We start from the raw sequence: 25,448 nt of genomic DNA on the forward strand, positions 1-25,448 counted from the left end.
CATGAGCCTCAATGATCATTTGAACGAAGCCAATCTGCCCCACTTGCCTTCCTCCATCGGGCGTCCAACCTACGACCGATCCTCCATCACCTCGGGCATCGTCCACATCGGAGTCGGCGGGTTCTTTCGCTCCCACTTGGCTTCCTATACCGATGAACTGTTGAACTGCAAACTGTCGGATGGGGAACAACGGCAACAGGACAAATCAAGCCAGCAAGACACGTCATGCTGGGGCATCTGCGGGGTCGGCATCCGTGAAGACGATGCTCGCATGGCCGCAGCCATGGGGCCACAAGACTGTCTGTACTCGCTGATCGTCAAGCACCCGAATGGTTTGGTCGAAAGCTCCGTCATCGGATCGATGATCGACTTTATTTTGGGAACCGATGATCCGTCGGTGGTAATTTCCAAGATGGCATCGCCCGAAACTCGAATCGTGTCTCTGACGATCACCGAAGGTGGATATAATTTGTCGCCAGCCACCGGCGATTTTGATTTTGACAATCCCGATGTGGTGCATGATCTGGAGCATCCCGACCAACCAAAATCCGTATTCGGATACCTGACCGCCGCGTTGAAAATGCGACGCGATGCGGGGGCCGCCCCCGTGACGGTTTTGTCATGCGACAACATCCAGCACAACGGCGACTTGGCTCGGCGAATGCTGCTACGCTTTGCCCAGCGTCAGTCGCCCGAGTTGGCATCCTGGATCGAAGACCAAGTCACCTTCCCCAATTCAATGGTCGACCGGATCACCCCGGTAACCTCCGAAGCCGATATCGAATACTTTCGCGTTCAATCCGGTCTAGTGGATCAATGGCCGGTCACCAGTGAACCGTTTCGACAATGGGTGATCGAAGACCGCTTTGCCAACGGGCGTCCCGCGTGGGAACAAGTCGGCGCACAGTTTGTTCCCGACGTCTCTCCCTACGAAACGATGAAACTTCGTCTGCTGAACGCAGGTCACTCGGTGCTGGGGATTTTTGGCGCGCTACACGGCTATGAAACGATCAACGATTGCATTGCCGACGATCGTTTCGCGACTTACCTGCGATCCTTCTTTGATCGGGAAGCAACCCCGACGCTCGATCCGGTTCCCGGGATCAATCTGGACGACTACAAAGATTCTCTGATCGAACGGTTTGGCAACCCGAGCATCCGTGACAGTGTCAGTCGGATCTGTCTGCAGAGTTCCAGTAAGTTGCCGGTCTTTTTGATCCCCACGATCACCGACAATCTGAAAGCGGGTCGTTCGATCCATCTTGCCACCCTGGTGATCGCCGCATGGTGCCTGTATTGCGACCGACAAGTCGACCAAAACGGTAAACCATTGGATATTGTCGACGACATGAAGGAACCGCTGCACCAAGCGGCGAAGAAAACCGCTGATGACAAGCGCGCCTTCATTCGATACACCCCAGTCTTTGGTGAACTTGCACAGAACGAAGACTTCGCCACCACCTACGAAACGCTTGTCGACGACGTTTATCGCAGTGGGAATGTCACGCAAAGCATGCAGCGTCTATTGGACGACACTGCCGATTAAAGATCCGCAGCGAACTGAATGACTTGCGTCGGCAGAATCGCATCGGAACGGATGGAAATCGATTCGATATCGGCCGTGGTCACCCCGTTGATTTCGCAGGCCAGCGTCTGTCCGGGCAGCAGACCACGCAGCGATCGCTTCGCCATCTTTCCGCCGGCGTTGAAATAGGCATCACGATAAATCGGCGCTACGCCTTCGTTGACCACACGCAAACGCAACCGGCCATCCGCCAGCGTGGCTTCGGTGACACGAAACCGATACCCGGTTGACGATGCCGCCTCGCGCAGTCGTTCGGCAGGTTGGAATCGCAATTGGTCGTTGCCAATCATGTACGAAATATGGAACTGTTCCGCCGCCTGTTCGAACGAAACGCCATGGGGTCCCTGATCGGCTAGCGCAAGCTTTTGATCCATGCGAGTGTAATAGCTAAACTCGCCGCCCGCCGGATGTTGACGCCAGCGTTGGGGCCCCAGTATGCGCCAGTTCACGGCGTTTTCACGTGCGTGCGGCTTACACAAAAACGAATCGTCGAACACACCAAACGAAAGCGACAGCAAATCCGCATTGTCTTCCAGCGGCGAATACGCTGAATCGGCCGCGTCGATACTGATTGACCAGGGCAGATGTCGAAACGACGCACTCATGTGCCGCAGGAATCGATCCTGAAACGCTTTGCTCGGGAACGTCTTTCCCAACTTTCGAGGGCCGCTGTAGATGTGATACTCCGCCCACAACCCGAACCCTGTCTGCAGAAAGGCAATCCGAGGATCGGAATCGTATCGCTGTGCAAAGCGGCTGTAGAACTGCAGTGTGAATTCCTGTAACGCTTGATTGCTCCAATCACAGAAATGCGTCGTCTTCTTCTCGCTCTTGCCAACCGTTTCCTGATAGTCGGACCGTGATCGAATGAATTCCGGTACCGTTGTTTCTTTGCCAACGTAGCAAAAGTGGAATCGCAAAACGGCTTGATGGTTTCGCGATGCGATGTCATCCAACACTTGATCGATCTTCGAAAAATCGTATCGCCCATGGGCATCGACGACTTCATCGTATCCGCAATACCGAAACTCTAGCGCGATCGAATCGGCCTGCTTAATCGCTTTGGGATTATCCGACCACAAGACGATGCCGGTCATCGGCTGGACTTTCGTGATCTGTGATCGCAGCCGGATTGGTTCGGACGAAACAGGCACCGGCGACAGAAATGCTAAAACGGACAAGAACCATCCAAACGGAACAAGGTTTCCCGCTGGAAATCGAAAAGAAAGCATCCAAGGACAACCACACGAACAGACATTAAAAACGCATTCACGATCGACGCGACGAAACCGCGGCGATCACCGGCGCGGTCATCATAGTCGGTGGTCCAGCGACCTGTGAATGTTTGATCGTGAACTGTCGGTCCGCGGAAGAATTGCCGTGATCCCACGACGTTTGGCATGCAGACGGCGATGCCCCGCGTTGAATCAAAAGATCAACAGCCAGCTAGCTGCCGGCGCACCCCCGCTGGATGCGACCGGCAGCAAGGCGAGACTCAATCGCCTTAAAAGCTTTTGGACCAACTGGCCACGATTGCCCAATCGGTTTCCAGCTGAATGCCGTCAAGATCCTGATGCAACATCGGAACGATTTCGACATTCAACAAGTGTCCATTCAGTAACGCCGCGGCCCCCACGCCCAAATTCAGCGTGTATCCGCCGCGAAAGCTTTCCACATTGGTGCTGATCAACGCGTCGGGACTCATCGGATCGGCACCACCGTAATTGGTTCGCCAAAGATTCTCGATTCGCAGGCTGGTCGAAAAATGGTCTGTCAGAACGTGGCTGTACCAGGTGTTCAATCGAAACTCGTCTCCCACGCTGTAGTCGCGGTAGTTCCGACCGATGGGCAGGTCGGTTTGAAACTGGGTGCCGAAGGAACCGTGATCAAAGTATCGTTTCCACGTGATACCGGGACGAGCGTTGAACGTTCCAGACCCCAATCGCATCGGGTACGGCAGCGGTTGCTCCATCATTCCGCCGGTGGGCTCGCGGGTCGTTCGAAAGATGTCCGCGGTGGGAAGCGAACCGCCCAAGTTCAAGATCAAATCATCATCGGCGTCGCTGTACAAACGCAACAACGCACCGATCGTCGTGTCGCCAAACCCGCTGTTGTGCGTGGTGAAATAGCTACCCGCACCGGCGGGATTCATTGGCCCGCGGATGTGGTCCATCGTGATCGATGGCAACATGATCATCGTGTACAACGTGATGTCATCGGTCATTCCACGCATGACGTGCAACATGTGCATCTCATGTGTCATGCTGGAGGGCGACGCACCACGGTTGGTGACCGGATCACTGGTCGCGCCGAATGCAATGGATTCGGCATCGCTCAGCCGTCGTGTCCCGGCTCGGTTTCCGTCCATGTACATGTTCATGTACCTGTACTCCACCATCCATTCGCCGGGTTCATGGACGTGGTCGCCCATCAATCCCGCCGGTGCGTGTTTGTCGGCACGCGATCGCAGGTCGCCGTGGCCAAAGGCTTGGCTTCCGAAGGCGACCACACATCCGACCCATAACAGCTTTCGAATCATCCGCTTGTCCTTGCTGAACTTAGTTTCCAGCTCGTTCCTCACAAGCCTAAACAATCGTCAAAATCGGCGAGACGTTTGCTTCATTGCTCAGCTTGATCGGAAGCCAGGCATGAAACACGCGTTTGTCTTAGCATGATCGGCACAATCGGAAACATTTCACGATGCCATTGGCCACGCTGACGCGTGCGTCAGCCAGTGGTCGTCAAGCAGCTTTGCGGCACCCCGTCGGCGGGACAGCTATATTGGCATCACCACCCGCCCGACGATGCGATCGTCGATCCTTCCTTGTCCTCCTACCCAGCGCAGGTTCTTTCGATGGTCTCATTCGATCTTTCTGGTGCGCACGCCGCTGCCATGACTGCCTTACTGGTCGTCGCACCGATGGCCGCCGCAGACGAGCCGAGTGACACGGAACCGTTCCATTCATTGTTCGATGGCCAAACCTTGGACGGATGGGAAGGCGACGGTCGGTTTTGGCGAGTCGAAGATGGTGCGATCGTTGGCCAGACAACGACTGAAGTCGCCGCGGAACAAAACACATTTTTGATTTATCGTGGCGGTTCCTTCAGTGACTTTGAACTGCGGTTGTCGTATCAAGTCCAGGGATACAATTCCGGCGTCCAATATCGCAGTGTCGACGAAGGCGACTATGTGGTGTCGGGCTACCAGTGTGATTTCGAAGCCCAATGGCATCCGGTCAAAGGAAAGCCCGGTGCCGCCCCGGTCGATCAGTTCACCGGGATGTTCTTCGAAGAAAAAGGCCGAATGTTTTTGGGGCAACGCGGCGACGCCGTGATCGTTCGCGAAAACAAGGACAACGCCAAGAAGCCGCATATCGAAAAGATCGGCTCGGTGGGCGATCCGGTGGAATTGGAAACCCACATTCGCCGTGACGACTGGAACGAACTGATCGTCATCGCCAACGGCAACCAGTTCACGCACATCATCAATGGCCAAGTGATGGCGATTGGGATCGACGAAGACGCCGCCAACCGCCGCGATTCGGGACTGTTCGCTTTCCAGTTGCACAAAGGGCCGCCGATGATGATTCGCGTCAAAGACATCCGCGTCCGTCGGCTGAACGAAGCCGGCCAGAACACCAACAATGCCGACGACGAATCCGCCGCCAACCACAATGATGGTGCAAAAGTTGACCTGGATGCGTTGGAACAATTCGCACTGACGCATGCCGGAAACGCCGCAAAGGGCAAGCAAATCTTTTTGGATGCCAGGACGAAATGCTCGGTCTGTCATACGATTGATGGACGCGGTGGCCAAGTCGGCGTGGATCTGTCGCGAATCGGTGGCAAATTCGATCGGCCGCATTTGATTGAATCGGTGTTGGAACCGTCGCGACAAATCGTCGAAGGTTATCGAACGAGTAACGTGCTGACCGTTGACGGACGCGTGATCAGCGGGATCATGATGCGGCAATCCGATGAAGCATTAACGTTGATCGATGCCAACGCAAAGACACACTTCATTGCGAAAGATGATGTCGAGGAAATCAGCCATAGCATCGCGTCGATCATGCCCGAAGGTTTGGCGGACGAACTAACGCCGGACGAATTCACCGACTTGATCGCCTATCTGGAAAGCTTGCGATCGGGAGTGAAGACCAAAATGGGCTCGGGGGTTGCCGGTCCGATCAGCGTTCCGGACGGCTTCACTGTTGAAACGATCGCCACGGGGATCGATGGTGCCACCGCGCTGGACGTGCTTCCCGATGGTCGCGTTTTGGTGTGCGAACAAACCGGACAAATCCGTGTCATCGACGACGGCAAACTGATGCCCGAACCGCTGGCCACCTTTCCCGTGGATTCGACATGGGAACGTGGCGTGATCGGCGTAACGCACGCACCGAGTTTCCCCAAAGAACCCTACATCTACGTTTGCTGGGTGGCCAAAGATCCCTATCCGCACCACCGAATCAGTCGTCTGACCGTCGACGCAAACGCCACAATTGCCAACAGTGAAACCGTGCTGCTGATCGGCGATGACCAAACGAAAATGGGTGGCAAAGTCCCCGCGGGTCATCAAGGCGGTGGAATCCACTTCGGAAAGGACGGCAAGCTTTACATCGGCATCGGAGAACAAACCGCCGGCACGCCGTCGCAAGAGCTGGATACGTTTCTGGGCAAGATCCTGCGAATCAATCCCGACGGATCCATCCCCGACGACAACCCATTGCTTGATCGCACTGCTGGAAAGTACCAAGCGATCTGGGCACTTGGGTGCCGCAATCCGTTCACTTTCGCGGTGCGTGATTCCGACGGATTGATGCTGATCAACGATGTCGGCGGCAAGTCCGAAGAAATCAACGTCGGCCGTGCGGGCGCCAACTATGGTTGGCCGGTCGTCGAACACGGTGATTTTCCCGAGTACGACGACGCCCAATACGACGGTCCGATCCATTGGTACCCGCAATCATCCGTCAACGGTGGTGACTTTTGTCCTTCCGATTCGGCGTGGCCGACCTCATGGCAGGGACGCTACTTCTTTGCCGATTTCGTCCATGGCTGGATCCACACATTGGATCCCGATCATCCGGCAGACGTGAACACGTTTATCGAGGGCATCCGGCGTCCCGTCGATCTGCGTTTTTCGAATGACGGATCTCTGTACGTTCTGCTTCGTAACGCTTGGGTGATCGACGACAAGTTCCAGGGCGGAACAGGATCGCTGTTGCGCGTGCGACCGACGTCAGCGGCATCCAAGCAGAAGGTCGTGTTGACCACCGGCGACCGGCCCAGACCAACCGGCGTCCACGTCATCGAGGATGCGGTGGATGCATCCGCCGGAGACCTACCCGCGTTCAAGATCCAGACGCCAACGGCAACCTACTACCTGGAGAAATCGGGCGGAGGACTTAGCAGTTTGGTCGACAACGACGGCAATGATTGGCTGGGCTTTCACCCCGGCAAGGGCAGTGGTGCGGCCGGCGAATACCGCGGCTTTCCCAACGCGGTGTTCCATCAAGGCGGCAACTATTTCCACGCGAGAAATTCGCAAAGCGATCCGATGCAAACACGACTCGTACATGCCGGTCCAGACTATGCAGCAGTCACCACAGAGTCTTTGGACGGCCGGTGGCAAGGACGCTATGAGTTCTATCCCACCCACTGCACCTTTTCGATCACGCGGATGCCCAACGACAAGCACTATTGGATCTTGTATGAAGGCACGCCCGGCGGCCGGTTAGATCCTGATGATTGGTGGATGACCTCGTCGACGCCTGCCCCCAAACCCATTGACCAAAAGCACGACGGCGATCTTGATGCGCCGGAATGGATCGCGTTTGGGGATGCCAGTCACCGGCAATGCATCGTTCTGCACAGCCATGATGACGACCGCTGGCACGATTCGTTCTATGCCATGGATGACCAAATGACCGTGTTTGGTTTCGGACGCCAGAAATTGAACGCCTACCTGAACACACCTGGACGACGCTTTTCGATCGGGTTGGCCGATGGCAAGGCTCCGAGGGATGTAAGCCGACTGGTCGATTCCATGCAGCAGTCGAAGTCGTCAGATCACCCTACCGACTCCACCGCACCGAACGATTCCGCGGCAGCCGAAAACGTGATCGCGGCCGTCCAACAACCAGGGCCGAAACCCGGCGATGTCTATCGTGAATACGCGATTCACAATGGTGGCAATTTCGACTGGCGAGTGACCGACCCGAATGCTTCGGCCGAAGGTGCGAAGAAGTTTCTGCCAAATCCCGTTTTGATGCTTGCAGTAAAAGACTTGGAACATGCCATCGCCGCCGAAGTCGTTTTGGATCGTTGGGGCGGTCACGCCGGAACAACGGACAAGCGGATTCGGTTCAACGGGAACACTTGGATTCGATTGCCGGAACTGTCGACCACGCCCAAGGGTCATTCGCCGGAAATGTATCATTCGCAAGACAATCCCGTCGTTACCCTTCCGCTGGATCATTTGGTTCAAGGGGAAAACCGTGTCGAGGCAACGGTGGGTCCGAGCAATCAGAATCATTGGGGCCAGTGGGGTCTTTATTCGCTGATCCTGCGTGTCTACTACGATCCGGCTGCGAAGTCACATGCCACTGGACGGATTGCTTCACCCGCCACGGGATCAATCATTTCGGATGATCCGCTAATCAGAGTCGACGCAACGAAGGACGCCGAACGAGTGGACGTCTTGGCTTGGTATGACGGCTATGACGAAAACGGCGATGGAATCTACCAAGACTGGCACGTGTCGCGTTTCCAGCCTTGGCGTGGCCAGGCCGCGGATCTGCAAAATCATGTGGGCACCATCGATCCGTCGATCGGACAACACGAACTGCGATGGGACACGCATTGGGTCCCCGACCAAACGCCGGAATCCATCAAGCTGGTGGCTCGCATCCATGATGACGACGGAACAATTTTCGTCACCGACGTCGTTGATGGACTGACCCTAAGTCGTGAATCGGTTTCGGTGCGTCAGTATCGCGCCAGTGATGTTCCGGAATCCTTCAGCGTGCGTGTCGGAAAAGAAAAGTCGTGTCGAATTTCTATCGATCCGACGGCGCCGATCGAACGTGCGGAAGAAGCCGTGTTGCACTACCGCACTTGGGAAGCCTCTGACGCGCACCACGAGCCACTGCGTCTGAATGGTCATCCCCACCGCCACGAAGGTAAGAATCATCATTACGACTATGACCTATTGCCGATCCCCGTGGGGCAACTTCGTCGCGGGGACAATCGCTTCACCATTCGGTCCGAAACACAGCATCACATGGTGGAAGTTCTATGGCCCGGGCCGGCGATCACCGTTCGGTACGCCGCACCGTTACAATAGCGAACGGATCAAGCAGCATTGATTCTGCTAGGCGACCGCGATCGACACGTACGAACGCGACAGACATCACGGTTGCCGGATCGACCCTCCATCCAAACTCGGCATCGTCCGTCAAAAGAGCAACTTGATGAATTGGTCTCTTGTATTTTTTTCCACCGCGTTTCTTGCGTCGCTGGCGTGTCTGTTCAGTTTTCCTGTCGGTGCAGCACAACCCTCCGCCGAACCCGGAACCTTCGGCCACGACGTCGATTTTCTTCGCAAGCACGGTGACGTCATTGTCTTGAAAGGCGATTCCGATTCCAGCCAAATCGCCGTGGTCGCCGACTATCAGGGCCGGGTGATGACCAGCACAGCCAACGGTGAAGCGGGGACCAGTTTCGGATGGCTGAATCACGACCTGATCGCTTCGGGCGAAACGCGTCCCCACATCAACGTGTTCGGCGGCGAAGACCGTTTCTGGATGGGCCCGGAAGGCGGTCAGTTTTCAATCTTTTTCAAAGGCGGCGATGAATTCACTTTGGAAAACTGGCAGACGCCGGCGGCGATCGATACCGAACCGTTTTCGGTCGTGTCCAAGGATCAATCCAGCGTTTCGTTTCAGCGGAAAATCAGCCTGACAAACTACAGCGGTTTTCCGTTTGATCTTCAAGTCGATCGCGACATTTCGGTGCTGTCGTCCGAACAAATGGAATCGGCACTGAACGTCCAACTTGGTGACGCAGTCAAATCGGTCGGCTTTCAATCCGACAACCGAATCACCAACATCGGATCACATGCTTGGCACAAAGATACCGGTCTGTTGTCGATCTGGATTTTGGGCATGTTCAACCCATCGGACCAAGCAACCATCATCGTCCCGTACAAAAAGCCTTTGACGCTGAACAGTGACTACTTCGGCGACGTTCCAGCCGATCGATTGGTGACAACGGAAGCCGCCGTTCTGTTCAAAGGCGACGGACGATTCCGATCGAAAATTGGATTGCCGCCCGAATCGATCGTTCCGGTGTGCGGCAGCTACGACGCCCAGCAACAAGTCCTAACGATCGTCCAGTACTCGTTTGCTGGTGATCGTGACTATGTAAATTCTCAGTGGAAGATTCAAGACAATCCGTACGGTGGCGATGTTGTCAATTCGTACAACGACGGTCCGGTCGATGACGGTACCCAGCTGGGCCCTTTTTACGAATTGGAATCATCATCGCCCGCAAAACCACTGGCACCCGGTGAAAGCATTCAACATGTCCACAAAACCTTCCATATCGAAGGCGAATACCAGGATCTGAATCGAATCGCCAAGACGGTTTTAGGCGTCGACCTGGATGACACAACCATCCTTTCGCAAACGCAGCCGACGAAGCAATGACCGCCAACCGCACGGTTGAATCGAAAGGAAATGACCGCGACACGACGAGCGGTCGAAGGGACACGACAAAGAGCCGATTGGCCAAACGACGTTGTTTCATCAAACAATTGATTGCCGCCGGCGCCGGGTTGACGATCAACGCCACGGCCCGGTCTGTCAGTGCCGCACCTGTCAAAACGACTCAACCGGCCCCCGACGGTTTCTTTACGCTGGGAAGACAAGACGATCACTGGTGGCTGATCTCACCCGACGGCCAGCCGTTCTTTACGGTGGGGATCAATCACATCGACCCGGCGACGCTGCGGTACCCGGAAAACATCGATCTGTGGCGTGACAAGTACGGCGGCAGCACGATTCGTTGGATCCAAGAATCCGTGACACCCAACTTGCATGACTGGGGGTTCAATTCGGTCGGCTGGGTCCAAGAAGTGACCGTTCGGAAATGGCAACATTCACGCAGCTTTACCATCGATGAATACCGGGCACTGGACATGCCCTATTGTCATTTGCTGCCGTTCACCGAATCACATCAATGGGAAAAGCACACCGTCCACTATGATTTCCGCAGCGATGACTGGAAAGATTGGTGTGACTATGTGGCACGTGCTCATTGCGGCGAACTTGCCGAGGAACGCAACCTGATCGGATACTTCTATAGTGATTGTCCGACATGGATTCACAGCCGACCAGACAATCAATGGCGCGGGCCCATCTTTGATCCCGATCGTCTGGAATCCGAGGCCGGCCGCAAAGAACTGATCGAGTTGGCGACCCTTTATTACGAAACCACTCACGATGCGATTCGACGTTATGACAAGCATCACCTGATCTTCGGCGACCGATACGAAGCCAACGCGCCGATCGCCAAGCAAGTCATCGACGCCGCGCTTCCGTACGTCGACGTGCTATCGTTTCAGGACTTTCGTGATCCGGTCACCCACCTGCCGGAATATCATCGACAGACGGGCAAGCCGGTGCTTTTGGCGGACGCGGCCCGCATGCGATGGCAGACGGCACCAGGCGAATTCACCCATAACGAAGGTGAGTGGTACGCGGCCACACTGCAACAGCTGTTTCAAACCCCAGGCTGTATCGGATTCCATCTGTGCGGTGCCTATCAACGCAATCGCGCCCGACGCTATGGCCTGTTGGATGAGCAAGAGATTCCCGATTCCGAGAACGTGCCACTGATCCGCCAAGCCAATCATCGCATCACGCAGCAGATGAATCAGCGATTCCCGCAAGTGCAACAGTGATTCCCCCCCATCATTCCACCAGGACATCATCGATGAACCACCAACGACGCCGTTTTCTTACTTCCTCCGCCGGTTTCCTTGCGGCAAGTGCGCTGACCAAGTCCGTGCTTGCCCAGCCGTCAGGGCAACGTCGTTTTACCGTGGATTTGCGTTGGGGCAGCATTGGCGTCAAAGCCAGCCAGCGGGAAGCGATCATATTGGCCGCCAAGCATGGATTCGAATCCGTGGCGGCGTCGCCGGCAGAGTTGGCCAAGTTGTCCGATAGCGAAAACCAGGACTTGCTGGGCGAACTGGCCGACGCCGGATTGGTCTGGGGTTCCAGCGGCTTGCCACTGGACTTTCGCAAGGACGAGGCGCGTTTCCAGGAAGGATTGCGTCAGTTGCCAACGCTCGCGGCCGCCGCGAAACGAGCAGGTGTGACGCGAATGGGGACTTGGATCACTCCCGGCAGCGACGAATTGACTTACGTCGCCAATTTCCGCCAGCACGCCCAACGCCTTCGCCAGTGCGCCAAAGTGTTGCAAGACCACGGTCTTCGGTTTGGCTTGGAATATGTGGGCACACCATCCTTGCGAAATTCCAAACGCTATCCGTTTATCCATACCATGCGTGAAACGGCTGATTTGCATGCCGAAATCGGCGTCAACAACATGGGATTTGTCTTGGATTCGTGGCACTGGTACACCGCTCGCGAAACCGCGGACGACATTCGTGCATTGGATTCAAAACAAGTGGTCGGGTGCGATCTGAATGACGCGCCGGCGGGGCTGGACATCGACCAGCAACAAGACAACCAGCGGGAATTGCCGATGGCCACGGGCGTCATCGATGTTCAATCCTTTTTGGAAGCTTTGGTCGACATCGGGTACGACGGTCCCGTTCGCGCTGAACCGTTCAACAAGCCGCTGAATCAATTGGACAATGACGCGGCATGCGCCAAGACGTCTGCAGCGATCCACCAGGCGTTTGCCTTGCTGGATTGATCCACCCCCAGGGTTTGCCCTTCCCACTCTTTTCTTCATGCCAGCGGAGTCCCCGACGCCGCTTCTTTGGCGCGAAAGCTGCATCCCATTGCGATGTCGCTCAGCAGTAAAGCGCCCCTGTGGTTGGTTCCCACCTGCCGAAGATGTCACCAACACTTGCGTGGTGGATCTGCCTGTGATGTGGATCTGATTGAGCGGCAAACGATCGCGTTGACCGATGAAGTACTGGTCGGCGTTCGACTGACCGTCGCTTGTCGGACGAAGATCGCGTTTCCCCATCGCATCTATTGTCCGTCCAAGGCGACCAATCGCAGAACTCGTATTTTGGGAAGCCCCACAGCAATGAAGATCCAAGACTTTCGCAAACGTCAGCAAATGCATTCTCTGGAAGGTTTGATTGACACCCCGCTGCAAATCGCGGCGACCGATGTCGGCGACGGGGACGCAGTGGTGTTGCTGCATGGCATACCGACTTGGTCGTTTTTGTTTCACGAGGTCATTGATCCGCTGGCCGAGCATTTTCGTGTTGTTGCCCCCGACATGGCGGGCTATGGCTATTCCGACCGTCGGGATCGTTTTGATCGTTCGATCGAGTTTCAAGCGGACGTGATCGAAAGCCTCCTTGATGAAATGGGCGTTGATCGGGCGCACTTCGTTGCCCATGACATCGGCGGTGGCGTTGCTCTGATCCTGGCAGATCGTCGTCCCGAATTGGTGCGTTCGATGGTGCTGTCCAACAGTGTTGCCTATGACAGTTGGCCGGTGGACGAAATGCTGGCTCTAGGACACCCGCGTAACGCACAATTGAGCCGTGAAGAGATGACCGACAAACTGGTCGAGAGTTTCCAATTTGGGCTTTCAAGAAAAGAACGATTGACCGACGAGTTCAAGGAGGGAATCATCGCGCCTTACCAAGAACCTGAAGGAATCGTCAGCCTAGTACGTAACGCGGCAAGTTTGAACACCAACCACACGACACCCCTAACGCATCGCCTGCACAAGATGCAGCAGTCGACGCTTTTGCTGTGGGGTGAAGACGATCGCTGGCAACCTATCGACACTGCCGAGCGTTTGGTCAAAGACCTGCCCAACGCGGAACTTCACCCGATGCGGAATTGTTCGCACTGGACACCGCAAGACAATCCGGACGAATTCGTCAGTGAAACACTGCGATTCTTGCAAGCGACCCCCGTCGCGGTCTGATTCGGCCGCTGGACGTGACATCGTTTTCGTCCGTTTGGTGCGTTTGCCGGTCAGCTCGACATGCGCACCTGGTACGAATCCGGAACTTTGAACAATCGCCAGTACGGATGCACGTCGGTCGTCGGCCGGCCATCCGCCTTCACCAAAGGCAAACCGGCATTGCACCATCCCAGAATGCTGTCGCGATAATTGACCGCGTCCACCCCCGAATCGACCAACTTGGCGGCGAAAAGATAGCTGCGACCGCCGACGGTGCAGTACGCCACCACAGGCCGGCCGGAATACGACCGCGGGTCCGATTCGAATTGCTTGCGAGTGATTGCACCGGAGATCCGTGAAATGGCAAGTTCTGCATCGCTGCGGACATCCACCAAGACCGGCGATCGTTCATCAGATTCCAACCAATGAACCAAGTCGTTTGTCGTGATGGTCCGCACCGGCGTCCGCCCCAATCGACACCGCCCTGATTCGACAACTGCGAACGCAAAATTGCATAGTCGTATGATGCCAGCGCCTAAATGATCTGCACAGCAATCCGCCAGCGACATGGTGCCCTTCTTCATGCTTGTGTTGACTGGTGTTCGGCCTTGGCGGTCGCGACGGGCCAAAGCGGTGCTCCAATCCCCCGCGTTTCATACGACTCGGCCGCGACCTGCCAACCTCATCTTATCCTAACCTCGGATTGCCGCTTTGAAATCGGGCGTTTGGTCGCCGCAATGCCACATCGCCCCAGGTTTGCTGTTTGGAGGAAACGTCCGCCGAGTAGAATGGGGGATTGGCCTGCGGCCGATGCAGCTTGTTGATGCACCCGTTCGAGTTTGAAAGTCTGACGTCTATGGAATCCTTCCAGTCACTTGCGATTTCTCTCGGCCTGGGGCTATTGGTCGGCCTGCAGCGTGAGTGGAAGGAGTCGGACATCGCGGGAATTCGCACGTTTCCGCTGATCACCATGCTGGGGACATTGTGCGTGATTGCGTCGGACGGTGTCGGCTGGCTCAGTGCAGCGGGCCTGCTATCCGTGGCGGCCATGCTTGCCATCGCTAACATCGCGAAACTACGGTCCGGCGTGAACAGCTCGGGGATGACTACCGAGGTCGCCGTGCTGTTGATGTATGTCGTCGGCAGTGCCTTGGCGGTCAACCAAACGGGGCCGGCGATTGTGACGGCCGGGGTCGCCGCAGTCCTGCTGCACTGGAAAGCTCGACTGCACGGTGTCGTCGATGCCATGACAGCGAAAGACTTGCGCGCGGTGATGAATCTTGCGTTGATCGGGCTGATCATTCTGCCACTTCTGCCAGACGAGACCTACGGCCCCTACAACGTCCTGAACCCGTTTAGCATCTGGCGGATGGTGGTGCTGATCGTCGGAATTAGCATGGCCGCATACGTCGCGCAAAAGCTGCTGGGTGCCAAAGCCGGTGCGGTCCTTGGCGGCATTTTCGGCGGACTGATCTCTAGCACCGCGACCACCGTCAGCTACGCCCGTCAAACCAAAGACACACCCAATATCAGTGCGATCGCGGCTCTGGTGATCATGATCGCGTCGACGATTGTCAACATACGCGTGTTGATCGAAATCGGCGCGGTGGCGCCGGCTCTGCTCGATGTTGCGTTTCCGCCGATCGCTGCGATGTTGGTGTTGATGGTTCTGGAGTGTGCCCTGCTATACATGCCCGTCCGAAAGCAAGACACCACCGCACCGGACTATGACAACCCGGCTCAGCTGAAACCGGCCATTATCTTCGGCGCGCTGTACGCCGTCGTGCTGTTCATCGTTGCAGCCGCCAAGGATATGTTCGGCGAACAGGCCTTGTACTGGATTGCCGGCATTTCGGGGCTGACCGACGTGGATGCGATCACGCTTTCGACGGCCAAGATGTTTAGCGAAGATCGCGTCGATTCACAAACCGCTTGGCGAGTGATCCTGATCGCCACACTGTCCAACCTCATCTTCAAAGCCGGAATCGTAGCGGTACTCGGAAGCCGTCGAACGTTTCTATACGTGTGCGTTGCCTTCGGAATTGCAATTGCCGGTGGAATCTTGCTGCTGGTGTTTTGGCCTGGATGGGATGTCACCGAATTGGGCCGTTTGTCCGGTGTCTCGCATTTGCTGAACAGCGGTACGAAATAGCCGCATCGCGCAACGCAAGATCACCGTCACCCCATGGGGGTCGATCACCATCAGGGCCCTTCGGAGGTGCCATCGATCGGCATCACAAGCGTGATATTGTGCCGAATCTTTTCATAGGCTTCGCCGTTGTCCTTGCCGGGCGTTGAAAATTCGACGCTGCTTCGCAAGGTCAGTCTGCCGGACGCCGGACGCTGCAATTCGATTCTGCCGTCGACGTCGGTCTTCACATTCAGCCGAAGACCGTCCGGCCCACGCACAAAGACCATTCGATCAGCGACCGGCTTGCCCTTCCACAGCAGCGTGAACTCCAGAAGTTCACCCACATCGTGCGGTACAAGATCCAGGTCCATCTGCTCCGCTCGCCCGAGTTCATGCATGGCATCATGCGATTGGACCGACAAATTGCGTGCGTAATAGTGAAGCAACACATTGGTTTGACCGTAGGCGTAAACGCCAAACTTTCCGTAAGCGTCCACGCTGTATTCGTCGGCCGGCGGCACCGTCACTCGCATCCACCGGTTTTCGCCGTCCTTGACTTCATCCGCTTTGATCGCATCCGGCGAGGGATTTTCGATCGTGCGAATCCATACATCGCTGCTGCCAAGAAAGTGGTCCAGGTAAAATCCATCGCCCGGGCGCGCAGCTTCTTCGAAGTAAATGTTGGCCCCGGTACGGCTGTCGGCTTCGCGGTCAACGGCGATCCACAAGTAGTGGGCGTTCACTGACGCCGCGATGCCCAGCCAGGCGATGACGGTGGCGGAACGAAAAATGATCTGATTCACGAGGCGAACTCCCATCGCTTTCAATCGGTGGATTCTCTTGAGGCATACGTCCGGTTTGGTCGGCGGCATTCTAACCAGCCCTCAAACGCGGCACCACGTTTTTCGATCTGATGTCGCCAAGGTCGTGAAACCATCACCCTAGACACACGTTCAACCGCCGGCAACGATCAAGGGTGAACACGTCGAATGCGAGCTCGAATCTGCAAAGGAACCGATCGGCATGAAAGTCATCATGGATCTGTGCATCGTCCCGATGGGCGTCGGTGTCTCGGTCAGCAAGTACGTCGCCGAGTGCCAAAAGGTACTGCAGGAAGCGGGGTTGGATCACCAGCTTCACGCCTACGGAACGAATATCGAAGGCGATTGGGATGAAGTCTTCGCCGCGGTGAAACAATGCCACGAGCGGGTCCACGCGATGGGCGCACCTCGCATCACGACAAGCATCAAAGTGGGCACGCGAACCGACCGCAACCAAACAATGCAGGACAAAATCGACAGCGTCCAAACGCCGTAGTGGACGAGGTCACGAGTCTCTTGCCGCCGGTACGCACTCGTGGACGAGGTCACGAGTCCCTGGCCGCCGGTACGCCTCTTCATTGCGATTTTCAACTTTGCCCACGACCAAAGTAACTGGCCATATCAACCGACTGAACGGCCTTCCGCGGCGTCGACACATACATGATGGCTTCCTGGCCCGCTAATCCAGACTCCTGCAGCAACACAAAATGATCATACCGCTCCACTTGGAATGGATGATCGCCGATACAAAAGTACCGGTGCACTAGCTTTTCGCTGCGTTTGGTGTATAGCCGGATCTTGCCCTTCACCGGGAACGTTCTTCCATCCCGAAGCGTTCGCTTCATCTGATGCCGGTGATAAAGAATGAATCCCCAAAGGATCAGGGCGAAAAGCATCGTGACACCGGCATACGCCGCCAACGCTCTCGCCCCGAAGGTATCCCTGCGAAGCATGTCGGCACAGAAGCCAAAGAAAGCGACGCCGAACACAATCAAAAAGGCAATCCAAGCGAAACGCGAGTTGGCGTAGTGTGCACGTGCGATCTGATCCTTCTGAGTCGCCGAAAGTTCACCCAAGCGATTGACTGCCAGGTCGTCTTGCGAAAAACCAAAGACCGTTTCCAGGGCGGCCTGCCCTTTGGATCCGGCATCCTCCGCCATGTGCATGCCTTCGACTTACCTTCCGCTCACGTTTCCCACATCTGAAATACGACCGCTTCGCAAGTCGAATTGTAGTTTGCAGGAGGCAATCGGTGATAGCGAAAAGGTTCCACCCCAATCAAGCGACGTGGAATCACCGGGTGTCACAGGATCGACGATCCAGATCGAATCCACTTCGTCTGCGAAGACGATTTCGGCATGCATCAACATGCCCGGATTCAATCGGTCGGCAACATCACCCACAGTTCAGGTCGGCCGACGTTACAGTGAACGGCTCGGACCAGCATCCCCATGCAAGCCCAGGAAACGAACAGTGTGATGCGAGCGGCATGCCACGCGATCGGCGCGCCACCGGGCGTCGGGGAACGACGATTATGGACGCTGGGTACGGGATGAAAGATCGTTTCAATCAATGCGGATCGACGTGGTTCATCGTCCTGCAGAACGTCAAACGCCTTCACGGTTTGCTGCAGAACCTCCGGCGATGCGCCGGACTGCAAAACCTTTCCGTCGATCGCGTACGACGCTTGGCGACTGAGTGTCGGTAACGTCAGCAACCCGAAAAAGGTCCAAAGCGTAAATCCGAGACAGGTCATGGTCAGCCCCGCGACGCTGGTCACGCCGGCGGCTGGCAACAAGGTCGACAACGCGAACCCTACCACCACCCACACAAGTGCCAGCAACAGCCCACGTGTTCGGCTGCCGCTTTGAATTGCTTCCAGTCGTCGTGCGATGACGATCGCTAGCTGGTCTGGCGATAATTTTCTGATCGTCTCTGCCGGCAACACGACGGTCTCCATTCCGGGCAGACCCACAATGCCGCCGGTGAAGCCGGTGTCGCGATGCTGGAGTGCCGTGATCGGGCGCGGCTTCCAACCCCAGGTCGAAACGATCGACTGAGCTCTTTCAAGCTTCGCGTCGATGTCCCCGTCATCTGCCGCGCGATTCCTCAGTGCTCCCACAAACTTGGCGATCGGTAGCTGTACACCGACAAGAAGGATCGCGAAGCCCGCGATCGCCACCACTGCACCCGTGGTCCCGAGCCAACGCCCCATCAACAGGATCAACAGGCTGGCCGCAACAAAAAGCGTCCCCTGGACGAGCACGCCGCGGAGCCATCCTGCCGCGAACATCTTCAGCGAGATCGTGTTTGGCCTCCAACGGTTCGGTAACAAGTAACCGCCCAGCAAGTCCAGTGGGAATAACACCGCGGCCAGACAACCGAACACTAAAGCAAGTGCGGTCAAATCATCGCTGCTCCAAGACTCCGAATCGGGAAGGATTTCAAGCGGGTATCGGGCCAGAAGCAGAAAGGCGCTTAGCACGACGATCAAACCAACACCGAACATGCCGAGTAGCAAGCGAGCACGGGCATATGTCATTGATCAGTCCTCAATTGTCAAACGGGGTGGACGAGGTCTCGAGTCCCTTGCCGCCAATATGCACTGGCGGACCAGGTCACGAGCGCTCAGTCCGACTCCACCAACTCACCGTTCCGCAAGCACACATAAGCTCGCCGCCACAGGATTATGCTTGCTTCTCGAGTTCATCGATTTGTCGCCCAATCTCTTCGGCTTCGGCACGCTTTTCGTCGCTCTTTTTCCGATTCACGGTCGAGAGTTCATACGACTCTTGCATCAGCTTGTTGTACTTTGCCTGCAGCTTGTCTTTGCGATTTCCAAACATCGCTGGTGGTCTCCGTCGAGGGTTTTGAAAGAAGCAGGGATTCAACCGAAGAAAATCAATTGACTTCACAGGTCCCCATGTCGCATCGACCCGTCCACCGAAGGCGTTTCGTCGCTGGATTGCTTTAACCGGATCAGGATCTCGTTTCGGCCAAGCGGCCCTGGCGTGAACGGCGGATCGTACCCAGCGGCTTCCGCAGTCGTTTCTCCCTCAAGCCCACGGGACTTCATCCAATCCCGCAACCGTGCCTCTTGCTTCTTTGCGAGTTTCGAATCCATCCGCCCTGAAAATCGAATGACGGCAAAGCGGCCGCCTTCACGTCGGCGGATCTCGACCCCGTCGCTCTTGGGATCCGGCACACCTTTGACCGCAACTTCCTTGGGCATCACAAAACCCATCGAAACGTCCGACAAGCCGCTATCGCCCTCCATGAAAACCGGCGTCGTCATCGCGATCTTTTGGTCGCTTTCGTTGTTGCCGCTGATGTATCGAAACAGCCGCATGAAACTGCCATCCCGCCCCTGCGAATCCAGCTTCGAGCTTGTCGCCGCCAGCATCAGATCGGGGTATTCGCGGATTTCGATATCGCCATCGGTTTCAACGACCTTGTACTCCGCTGACTCGTATCCGGCTCTCGCCGTCATCGTCCACGCGGCGGTCCCGAGCACAGCGGCCCCCACGAGCACCCCCAGATGAAACATTTTGCGTGTCATACCTCAAACCCTTAATTGAATGTCCGTTGTCGCATTCTAGGTGCTTGGGAAGCAGACACCGTTTCGCGTCTGACAATGGGCAACGATGCCCCGGTCGGAACCGGACATGGAAGAGTCATTCGAGACCGCAAAGCACCACTACCGGCGGCAAGATACATCCGTTGGATACACGCCCGTTCAACGCCCCACGTTGTCGATCGCGTCGACTGGGCAGGCAAATCTTGAAGTAGGCCGGCGGGAGGTGACGCGGTTCATGCTGCGGGGGCTATATCGCGTTAAGCAAGCGGACAGAATTTTTGCGACAAATGACAACCCGACGCATCGGCGAGAGACCGCGTTCTTCGCCGGTTCGTTCCTCGCTTTCGCGTTTTGAAGTTGCGATACTACCCGCGGCCTCCTTCTTTTCGGTAACCGAAGCGTGAGCGAATCGATGCCAACAGCATTTCTTTCCCTCGCTCAAGCGTCGGGTTACCAGAAAAACGCGACTTCAAAACCTACGCGTCGGGTTACTGAACTTAGAAGAATCTATCCGCCTACTTAGCAACGATCACTGCTCTGCCTGGCACGCTTCGATGCATGCCCGACACGCTTTCGCACAAGCCTGGCATTCGGGATGGTCGTGCTTTTCGCACTCGGCGACACACCTTTGACAACTTTCGATGCACAGCTTCATGATCGATGCGGACATCGGACCGCCACGTGCATCGCTGGCCGCGCACGCTCGGCAGATGTCGGCACAGTCCTGGCAGATCTTGATGCAATCCATCATGTCGTCCATGCCATCAGCCAGAGCTTCCAGGCATGCCGCAACACAGTTTTCGCAGTGCGCGACGCAGTCGCTGCAAGTCAACGCGCAGCGGAGATCCAATCCGTCGGTGTGCGAATGACTGTGTTGCTGATCATCGGCTCGCACTGCGGTTGAGGCCATCACGGCGGCGGGTGCAGCGGCAAGGGCGGAAATCACGCTTCGTCGGTCCATGTCAGGCTCCTTCGGGGAACAGTGGGTCTGGTGCATCGCACACGACGCCGATCGGGCATCGCAAGCGGGCGATCCTCCAGACGCAGAAAATCTGGCTTGCGCCAGATCGCGACAAGCTGCAAACTTCATGCCTGTCGGACCGCGGGTGATTCGGCGCCTGGCACGAAGGAGCCGATGCCCGACGGCGCGGCAATTTCGAAACCACATCCTCCAAAGAGAACGAAAATCCAACAATCAAACGTCGCGCCCTGTCGGACGCAGTCGGGATCCGTGGCGCATGAACCGATCGCGATCACTCTTCCCGCGGAAACCCCCGAAACCGGCCGGCCCGGCGCAGATGCGCAAGCGTTTTGAATCGACACCGACCTGAAAGCGAAACGGCTACGGAATCTCAAGCGTCTCGATTACATCCGCATTCTTGAATCCGATTCCAAACACCGCATCGAACACAGATGTGGCATCAGGGTCGCGATTGTTCAGCAGGCGGGTAGGCGATTCGGCGAGCGTGTTGTCGTGATCAAGAAAAAGACGTATTTGCACCTTGCTCGGTTCAAGCGTGACACCGGCTGGATCCAGCTGGTCGCGTTGTTCGGACTTTGCCAAGACGAAGAGTGATCCGTTGACGATTTTGCGCGGCGTGACCAGTGACTGAGTGAATGCGATGGGTTCATCCGCCCAACGATCGGTCTTCTCGTCCCAACGGTGCACGAACACTTGAACGGTTGCCAGATTTGGCCACGATTCTGGAACGCCTTTGATACGTACAACGTGCTGGGTCGGATACCAATTGTCCTCGGGAAGTTCATCGTCGGACTCGTAGCCACCCGAAACGGAAGCTGCGTAATCCTCCAGCCAATGCAACCAAGCCTTGTATGACTGATCGCCTTTGTGCATCTTGATACCGCCCATGTGTGACACCGGAATTTGCGAAGACGGTTCGCCGATTTTTCCTTCCGAGGTCTTCGGCGGAAGTTTTGCTGTTGGCTTTTGGATCAACAAGCTCAAGGTGGGATTCTTAAGATTGATCAACGGCAGAACCGTGCCTTTGCGTTTCTGTTCGCTTCCAACGATCCGGCTGCTGGCAACCAACGAACGCATCGTCTCCCACGGCGTCTCCTTGAAGAGGTTCATGCGTGCTCCGTACTGCTTGACGAAGTCTCGATGCCTTTCGATGGGCTTTTGATGCATCGGATTGTCCGCGTCCAATTCGCCCGGCGTGTGGCAGGGGAAACATCGCATCCGCTGGGACCAGACATTTCTGACGAATGAATCCAGAACACGATCTTTTCGTGTGTGGCGAATCAAATCATCTGAATGACTTGGCCCTGCCTTCTGATTGCCTGCGGACGGGCGGGCCGAAAGCAGATCCTGGTCCTGACAACAAGCGACAATCCAATAGGAAAAGGCGTCGTACTCCGCCTTGCGATTCTTTGCGTGAATCCGCCGGGCTAGTGCATCGGGATCAGAATCGCCCATGGAAATCAGGTGCAGGATTTTGGATTCACTGGGGCGTTCGGTGTCGATCAGTCCTTGTTCTCGCAGCGACAAAAACGTTTCACGACTGGAGGGAAGGATGTAGTCCTTCAAGTCGACGGCGGAAAGATGGCACTGGACGCAGCTTGATGGGTTGGGCGAATCAAAAATCGGCTTCAAACGCGTCTCATATATCGACTCGGGCGTTGGTTCCTGAGCGGTCCCGGTCACTAGCATCCCCGCAAAAGTGATAACCGCGACCCAGCATCTGACGTCGTGCATCTGACAAATCCATCACCCCGGCCCAAGCGTTTGTAAACGTGCAGCCTTCAATTGTATCGCACCCGCATTCGGCCCACCGACAAAAGCAAGTACCGACAGATGGAAACCCCAATGGCTGGCGAATCCCATTGTGCATGCTCATCACGCTGCAATCGGTCATTCGCTCACCCGAGCCGATTTCCCGCAGCCATACGGGTATTCCGGTGTCGCGAGGTAGACGACGTTGAAGCACTTTAACGAAATCGAAAGATCTAGAGGTTGTCGGCAGCGCCAGCACACCGCCGAAGCAGACGTGATCCTGATGAGCGATCACCGATGCCCCGCATTGCCAGTCACATCACGGGGACCGGCCATCGTTCGCCGATGATGTCATGATCATGTGAAACGCGCACATCCACTACTTCATCCACGCCGAGGATCAACACGACAAATTGGGCAAGGCTTATCATGTGCGGTCCGAACAATGATCCGCACAGACCTCTGCAACAGAGCCGATGAACGCGCAACATCTCTCGCTGTCTCACGTATTCCGACTCGCCTGCTTTTGCTCTCTGGTCTGCATGACTCCGCCAGCGTATCAAGCAAACGCAGCCGACAAATCCTATGACGTTGTTGTCTACGGGGGCACGCCGGCGGGGATCGCGGCGGCGGTTGAATCTGGTCGCGATGGTGCAACGGTATTGATTGTCGAACCCAATCGCTATGTCGGCGGAATGCTCAGCAACGGTCTCTGCCACGCAGACTTCCGAACATTCGAGGGCCTTACCGGCAGCTATCTCGAGCTAACAAAGCGAATTCGCAAGTTTTATCGTGACCGGTACGGCGCAAATTCGGCACAGGCCCTGGGCAACTTTCGCGGCACCCATGCGGAACCATCCGTCAACCGCCAGACGTTTGAAGGCTGGCTAAACGAAAGCCCGAACATCCAGGTCATGACGCAGACATCGTTGCATTCGGCGACGACGGATCGATCGTCCAGACGACTGTCCTTCGTCCAGATACGGTCCAGCGAAGGCAGGGACCTTCGAATCCACGCCCGTCACTGGATCGACGCAAGTTACGAGGGTGATTTGATGGCGGCATCGGGCTGCGCTTTTGATGTCGGTCAGGAAGCAACGGATACGTACGGCGAATCGTTGGCGCCCCAACAGGCGACCGAATCGGTGCAGGGATACAACTTTCGATTGGTTGTCACCAACGACGCCAAAAACCAGATCGAAACGCCAAGGCCGAAAGGCTACGATCGAAACGACTTCACGCCGCTTCTGGATCTGATTCAATCCGGCCGCATCGACAAACCGTTTTGCATGGCTAGCGGTGATCCGGCTGCAATCTTCAAAGCCCAGGAACCACCACTGCCAAATGCCAAGTACGACGTCAACGATGTTTCCAACGGCCGCGTCCGCCTGTCGTTACCGCAGATCAGTGACACTTGGCCGGCAGACAATCGGGCCGAACGCGATCGATTGTTCGACGAACACCTGCGTCATCAAATCGGCTTGCTGTATTTCGTCCAGAATGATGTCGCGGTTCCTGATTTCTTTCGCAGGCAAGCGAATCAGTTCAAGCTGTGCGCGGATGAATTTACTGAAACGAATGGCATTCCGGATCAACTGTACGTTCGGGAAGGCCGGCGGATGGTCGGCCGCTATATCTTCACCGAAAAAGATGTCCAGTGCGGGAGTGGTTTGCGGGCAAAATTTCAATCGGATGCCATCGCAATGGGCGACTACGGACCGAACTGTCACGGAACCGATCACGACGGTCCGCGAATCGGCGGCCGCCACCGCGGTGAATTTTATAAACGATGCCCGCCATATCAGATTCCTATCGGCGTTTTGCAGCCACGTGAACTGGACAACCTTTTGGTGCCCGTTGCCTGCAGCGCTTCGCACGTCGGCTTTTGTGCGTTGCGTTTAGAACCGATCTGGATGTCGCTTGGACAAGCTGCCGGCGTGGCAACGCGAATTGCTGTCGATCGAAACGTGGCGGCAACGACGATCGATGCGGTGACCGTTCGGAAACAACTCCATCGCAGCAAAGCGGCAACGATATACATCAGCGATGTACGCGAGGACGACGAAAATTTTGGAATCGTTCAAGCGTGGGGATCGATCGGTGGCTTTCACCACGACGATCATTCGCCGCAGCCGGCGGACACGTGCGGCACGCGAGGCGACAACATCATTGGACAATACTACGAAGCATTCCCGGGACACACGGCTCGTTTGGACGAAACACTCAGTCGCCAAACACGCCAACGATGGGAGTCGCTGGCCAAGCGTCGCGGCATCAAAGTCTCTGTCGTTACCGATTCGGTCACGCGAGGTGAATGGTTGCGTTTGACTCTGAATATGGGCCAGACCTCTGCAAAGACCGCAAGACAGTGACCAATCGATTGCGTGACGTGATGGCGCCGGAGACCGCGATCGGTTGCGGCCGTCTCCGTTCCAAAGCCGAACAAACGCCACGCAACAATCGACACA

The 25,448-nt window shown here is 56.3% G+C and carries 19 protein-coding genes; 9 read left to right on the plus strand and 10 right to left on the minus strand.

Annotated features, from left to right (window positions below):
- Nucleotide 1: 1 nt before the first annotated feature.
- Nucleotides 2-1,546, plus strand: a complete 1,545-nt coding sequence (locus tag HFP54_RS23905; RefSeq protein ID WP_168567090.1) for a mannitol dehydrogenase family protein — start codon at nt 2-4, stop codon at nt 1,544-1,546.
- Here HFP54_RS23905 and HFP54_RS23910 read toward each other — a convergent pair.
- Entirely contained in the window at nt 1,543-2,682 is a 1,140-nt protein-coding gene (locus HFP54_RS23910) for a DUF4832 domain-containing protein (RefSeq protein WP_206036371.1), read from the minus strand. The two genes, HFP54_RS23905 and HFP54_RS23910, sit on opposite strands and share 4 nt — an antisense overlap.
- A gap of 407 nt (nt 2,683-3,089) precedes the next feature.
- Complete coding sequence (locus HFP54_RS23915; RefSeq protein WP_235952297.1) at nt 3,090-4,124, minus strand: transporter; 1,035 nt, start codon at nt 4,122-4,124, stop codon at nt 3,090-3,092.
- 354 nt (nt 4,125-4,478) lie between these two features.
- Between HFP54_RS23915 and HFP54_RS23920 the strand changes: the two genes are divergently transcribed.
- The 5 genes from HFP54_RS23920 to HFP54_RS23940 all read left to right on the plus strand — a co-directional run bounded on the left by HFP54_RS23920 (nt 4,479) and on the right by HFP54_RS23940 (nt 13,738).
- Complete coding sequence (locus HFP54_RS23920; RefSeq protein ID WP_168567092.1) at nt 4,479-8,933, plus strand: PQQ-dependent sugar dehydrogenase; 4,455 nt, start codon at nt 4,479-4,481, stop codon at nt 8,931-8,933.
- A gap of 127 nt (nt 8,934-9,060) precedes the next feature.
- Nucleotides 9,061-10,296, plus strand: coding sequence for a DUF6786 family protein (locus HFP54_RS23925; RefSeq protein ID WP_206036372.1), 1,236 nt, complete (start codon nt 9,061-9,063; stop codon nt 10,294-10,296).
- A 77-nt stretch (nt 10,297-10,373) separates the two neighbouring features.
- A complete protein-coding gene (locus tag HFP54_RS23930; RefSeq protein WP_235952299.1) occupies nt 10,374-11,552 on the plus strand; it encodes a hypothetical protein in 1,179 nt (392 codons plus the stop codon).
- Nucleotides 11,553-11,584: 32 nt separating this feature from the next.
- Entirely contained in the window at nt 11,585-12,535 is a 951-nt protein-coding gene (locus HFP54_RS23935; RefSeq protein ID WP_168567093.1) for a sugar phosphate isomerase/epimerase family protein, read from the plus strand.
- A gap of 180 nt (nt 12,536-12,715) precedes the next feature.
- A complete protein-coding gene (locus HFP54_RS23940; RefSeq protein WP_315853972.1) occupies nt 12,716-13,738 on the plus strand; it encodes an alpha/beta fold hydrolase in 1,023 nt (340 codons plus the stop codon).
- 50 nt (nt 13,739-13,788) lie between these two features.
- Here the strand turns inward: HFP54_RS23940 and HFP54_RS23945 are convergent, their stop codons facing one another.
- Nucleotides 13,789-14,301: a rhodanese-like domain-containing protein gene (locus HFP54_RS23945; RefSeq protein WP_168567094.1), complete on the minus strand. Its 513-nt coding sequence runs from the start codon at nt 14,299-14,301 to the stop codon at nt 13,789-13,791.
- A gap of 272 nt (nt 14,302-14,573) precedes the next feature.
- On the opposite strand from HFP54_RS23945, the gene HFP54_RS23950 reads away from it, so the two are divergent.
- The gene (locus HFP54_RS23950) at nt 14,574-15,869 is read left to right on the plus strand and encodes an MgtC/SapB family protein (protein WP_168567095.1); all 1,296 of its coding nucleotides are present in this window, start codon (nt 14,574-14,576) and stop codon (nt 15,867-15,869) included.
- A gap of 50 nt (nt 15,870-15,919) precedes the next feature.
- Here HFP54_RS23950 and HFP54_RS23955 read toward each other — a convergent pair whose 3' ends face one another.
- Nucleotides 15,920-16,651 carry a DUF4198 domain-containing protein gene (locus HFP54_RS23955; protein WP_235952301.1) on the minus strand — a complete coding sequence of 244 codons (732 nt, stop codon included), beginning with the start codon at nt 16,649-16,651 and terminating at the stop codon, nt 15,920-15,922.
- Between the two features lie 220 nt (nt 16,652-16,871).
- On the opposite strand from HFP54_RS23955, the gene HFP54_RS23960 reads away from it, so the two are divergent.
- Nucleotides 16,872-17,165, plus strand: a complete 294-nt coding sequence (locus HFP54_RS23960) for an MTH1187 family thiamine-binding protein (protein ID WP_168567097.1) — start codon at nt 16,872-16,874, stop codon at nt 17,163-17,165.
- 91 nt (nt 17,166-17,256) lie between these two features.
- Here the strand turns inward: HFP54_RS23960 and HFP54_RS23965 are convergent, their stop codons facing one another.
- The 6 genes from HFP54_RS23965 to HFP54_RS23990 all read right to left on the minus strand — a co-directional run bounded on the left by HFP54_RS23965 (nt 17,257) and on the right by HFP54_RS23990 (nt 22,962).
- Nucleotides 17,257-17,835 carry a hypothetical protein gene (locus HFP54_RS23965; RefSeq protein WP_168567098.1) on the minus strand — a complete coding sequence of 193 codons (579 nt, stop codon included), beginning with the start codon at nt 17,833-17,835 and terminating at the stop codon, nt 17,257-17,259.
- 212 nt (nt 17,836-18,047) lie between these two features.
- A complete protein-coding gene (locus HFP54_RS23970; protein WP_168567099.1) occupies nt 18,048-19,211 on the minus strand; it encodes a hypothetical protein in 1,164 nt (387 codons plus the stop codon).
- A 145-nt stretch (nt 19,212-19,356) separates the two neighbouring features.
- Nucleotides 19,357-19,515, minus strand: coding sequence for a Lacal_2735 family protein (locus tag HFP54_RS23975; protein WP_146438450.1), 159 nt, complete (start codon nt 19,513-19,515; stop codon nt 19,357-19,359).
- Between the two features lie 65 nt (nt 19,516-19,580).
- The gene (locus HFP54_RS23980; protein ID WP_168567100.1) at nt 19,581-20,228 is read right to left on the minus strand and encodes an SOUL family heme-binding protein; all 648 of its coding nucleotides are present in this window, start codon (nt 20,226-20,228) and stop codon (nt 19,581-19,583) included.
- Nucleotides 20,229-20,775: 547 nt separating this feature from the next.
- A complete protein-coding gene (locus HFP54_RS23985; RefSeq protein WP_206036373.1) occupies nt 20,776-21,207 on the minus strand; it encodes a four-helix bundle copper-binding protein in 432 nt (143 codons plus the stop codon).
- Nucleotides 21,208-21,588: 381 nt separating this feature from the next.
- Complete coding sequence (locus HFP54_RS23990; RefSeq protein WP_168567101.1) at nt 21,589-22,962, minus strand: hypothetical protein; 1,374 nt, start codon at nt 22,960-22,962, stop codon at nt 21,589-21,591.
- A 494-nt stretch (nt 22,963-23,456) separates the two neighbouring features.
- Here HFP54_RS23990 and HFP54_RS23995 point away from each other — a divergent pair, with 494 nt between their 5' ends.
- On the plus strand, nt 23,457-25,352 hold the full coding sequence (locus HFP54_RS23995) for an FAD-dependent oxidoreductase (protein WP_168567102.1): 1,896 nt from the start codon (nt 23,457-23,459) through the stop codon (nt 25,350-25,352).
- The last annotated feature ends 96 nt before the right edge of the window (nt 25,353-25,448 follow it).

It is taken from the genome of Crateriforma spongiae (genome assembly GCF_012290005.1).
GTDB classification, from domain to species: Bacteria; Planctomycetota; Planctomycetia; order Pirellulales; family Pirellulaceae; genus Crateriforma; species Crateriforma spongiae.

Bases quoted from the DNA above. Each gene is read 5' to 3' on its own strand.
- HFP54_RS23905 (WP_168567090.1), top strand. From the start codon at position 2: ATGAGCCTCAATGATCATTTGAACGAAGCCAATCTGCCCCACTTGCCT.
- HFP54_RS23910 (WP_206036371.1), bottom strand. From the start codon at position 2,682: ATGACCGGCATCGTCTTGTGGTCGGATAATCCCAAAGCGATTAAGCAG.
- HFP54_RS23915 (WP_235952297.1), bottom strand. From the start codon at position 4,124: ATGATTCGAAAGCTGTTATGGGTCGGATGTGTGGTCGCCTTCGGAAGC.
- HFP54_RS23920 (WP_168567092.1), top strand. From the start codon at position 4,479: ATGACTGCCTTACTGGTCGTCGCACCGATGGCCGCCGCAGACGAGCCG.
- HFP54_RS23925 (WP_206036372.1), top strand. From the start codon at position 9,061: ATGAATTGGTCTCTTGTATTTTTTTCCACCGCGTTTCTTGCGTCGCTG.
- HFP54_RS23935 (WP_168567093.1), top strand. From the start codon at position 11,585: ATGAACCACCAACGACGCCGTTTTCTTACTTCCTCCGCCGGTTTCCTT.
- HFP54_RS23945 (WP_168567094.1), bottom strand. From the start codon at position 14,301: ATGAAGAAGGGCACCATGTCGCTGGCGGATTGCTGTGCAGATCATTTA.
- HFP54_RS23950 (WP_168567095.1), top strand. From the start codon at position 14,574: ATGGAATCCTTCCAGTCACTTGCGATTTCTCTCGGCCTGGGGCTATTG.
- HFP54_RS23960 (WP_168567097.1), top strand. From the start codon at position 16,872: ATGAAAGTCATCATGGATCTGTGCATCGTCCCGATGGGCGTCGGTGTC.
- HFP54_RS23965 (WP_168567098.1), bottom strand. From the start codon at position 17,835: ATGCACATGGCGGAGGATGCCGGATCCAAAGGGCAGGCCGCCCTGGAA.
- HFP54_RS23970 (WP_168567099.1), bottom strand. From the start codon at position 19,211: ATGACATATGCCCGTGCTCGCTTGCTACTCGGCATGTTCGGTGTTGGT.
- HFP54_RS23975 (WP_146438450.1), bottom strand. From the start codon at position 19,515: ATGTTTGGAAATCGCAAAGACAAGCTGCAGGCAAAGTACAACAAGCTG.
- HFP54_RS23980 (WP_168567100.1), bottom strand. From the start codon at position 20,228: ATGACACGCAAAATGTTTCATCTGGGGGTGCTCGTGGGGGCCGCTGTG.
- HFP54_RS23985 (WP_206036373.1), bottom strand. From the start codon at position 21,207: ATGGACCGACGAAGCGTGATTTCCGCCCTTGCCGCTGCACCCGCCGCC.
- HFP54_RS23990 (WP_168567101.1), bottom strand. From the start codon at position 22,962: ATGCACGACGTCAGATGCTGGGTCGCGGTTATCACTTTTGCGGGGATG.
- HFP54_RS23995 (WP_168567102.1), top strand. From the start codon at position 23,457: ATGAACGCGCAACATCTCTCGCTGTCTCACGTATTCCGACTCGCCTGC.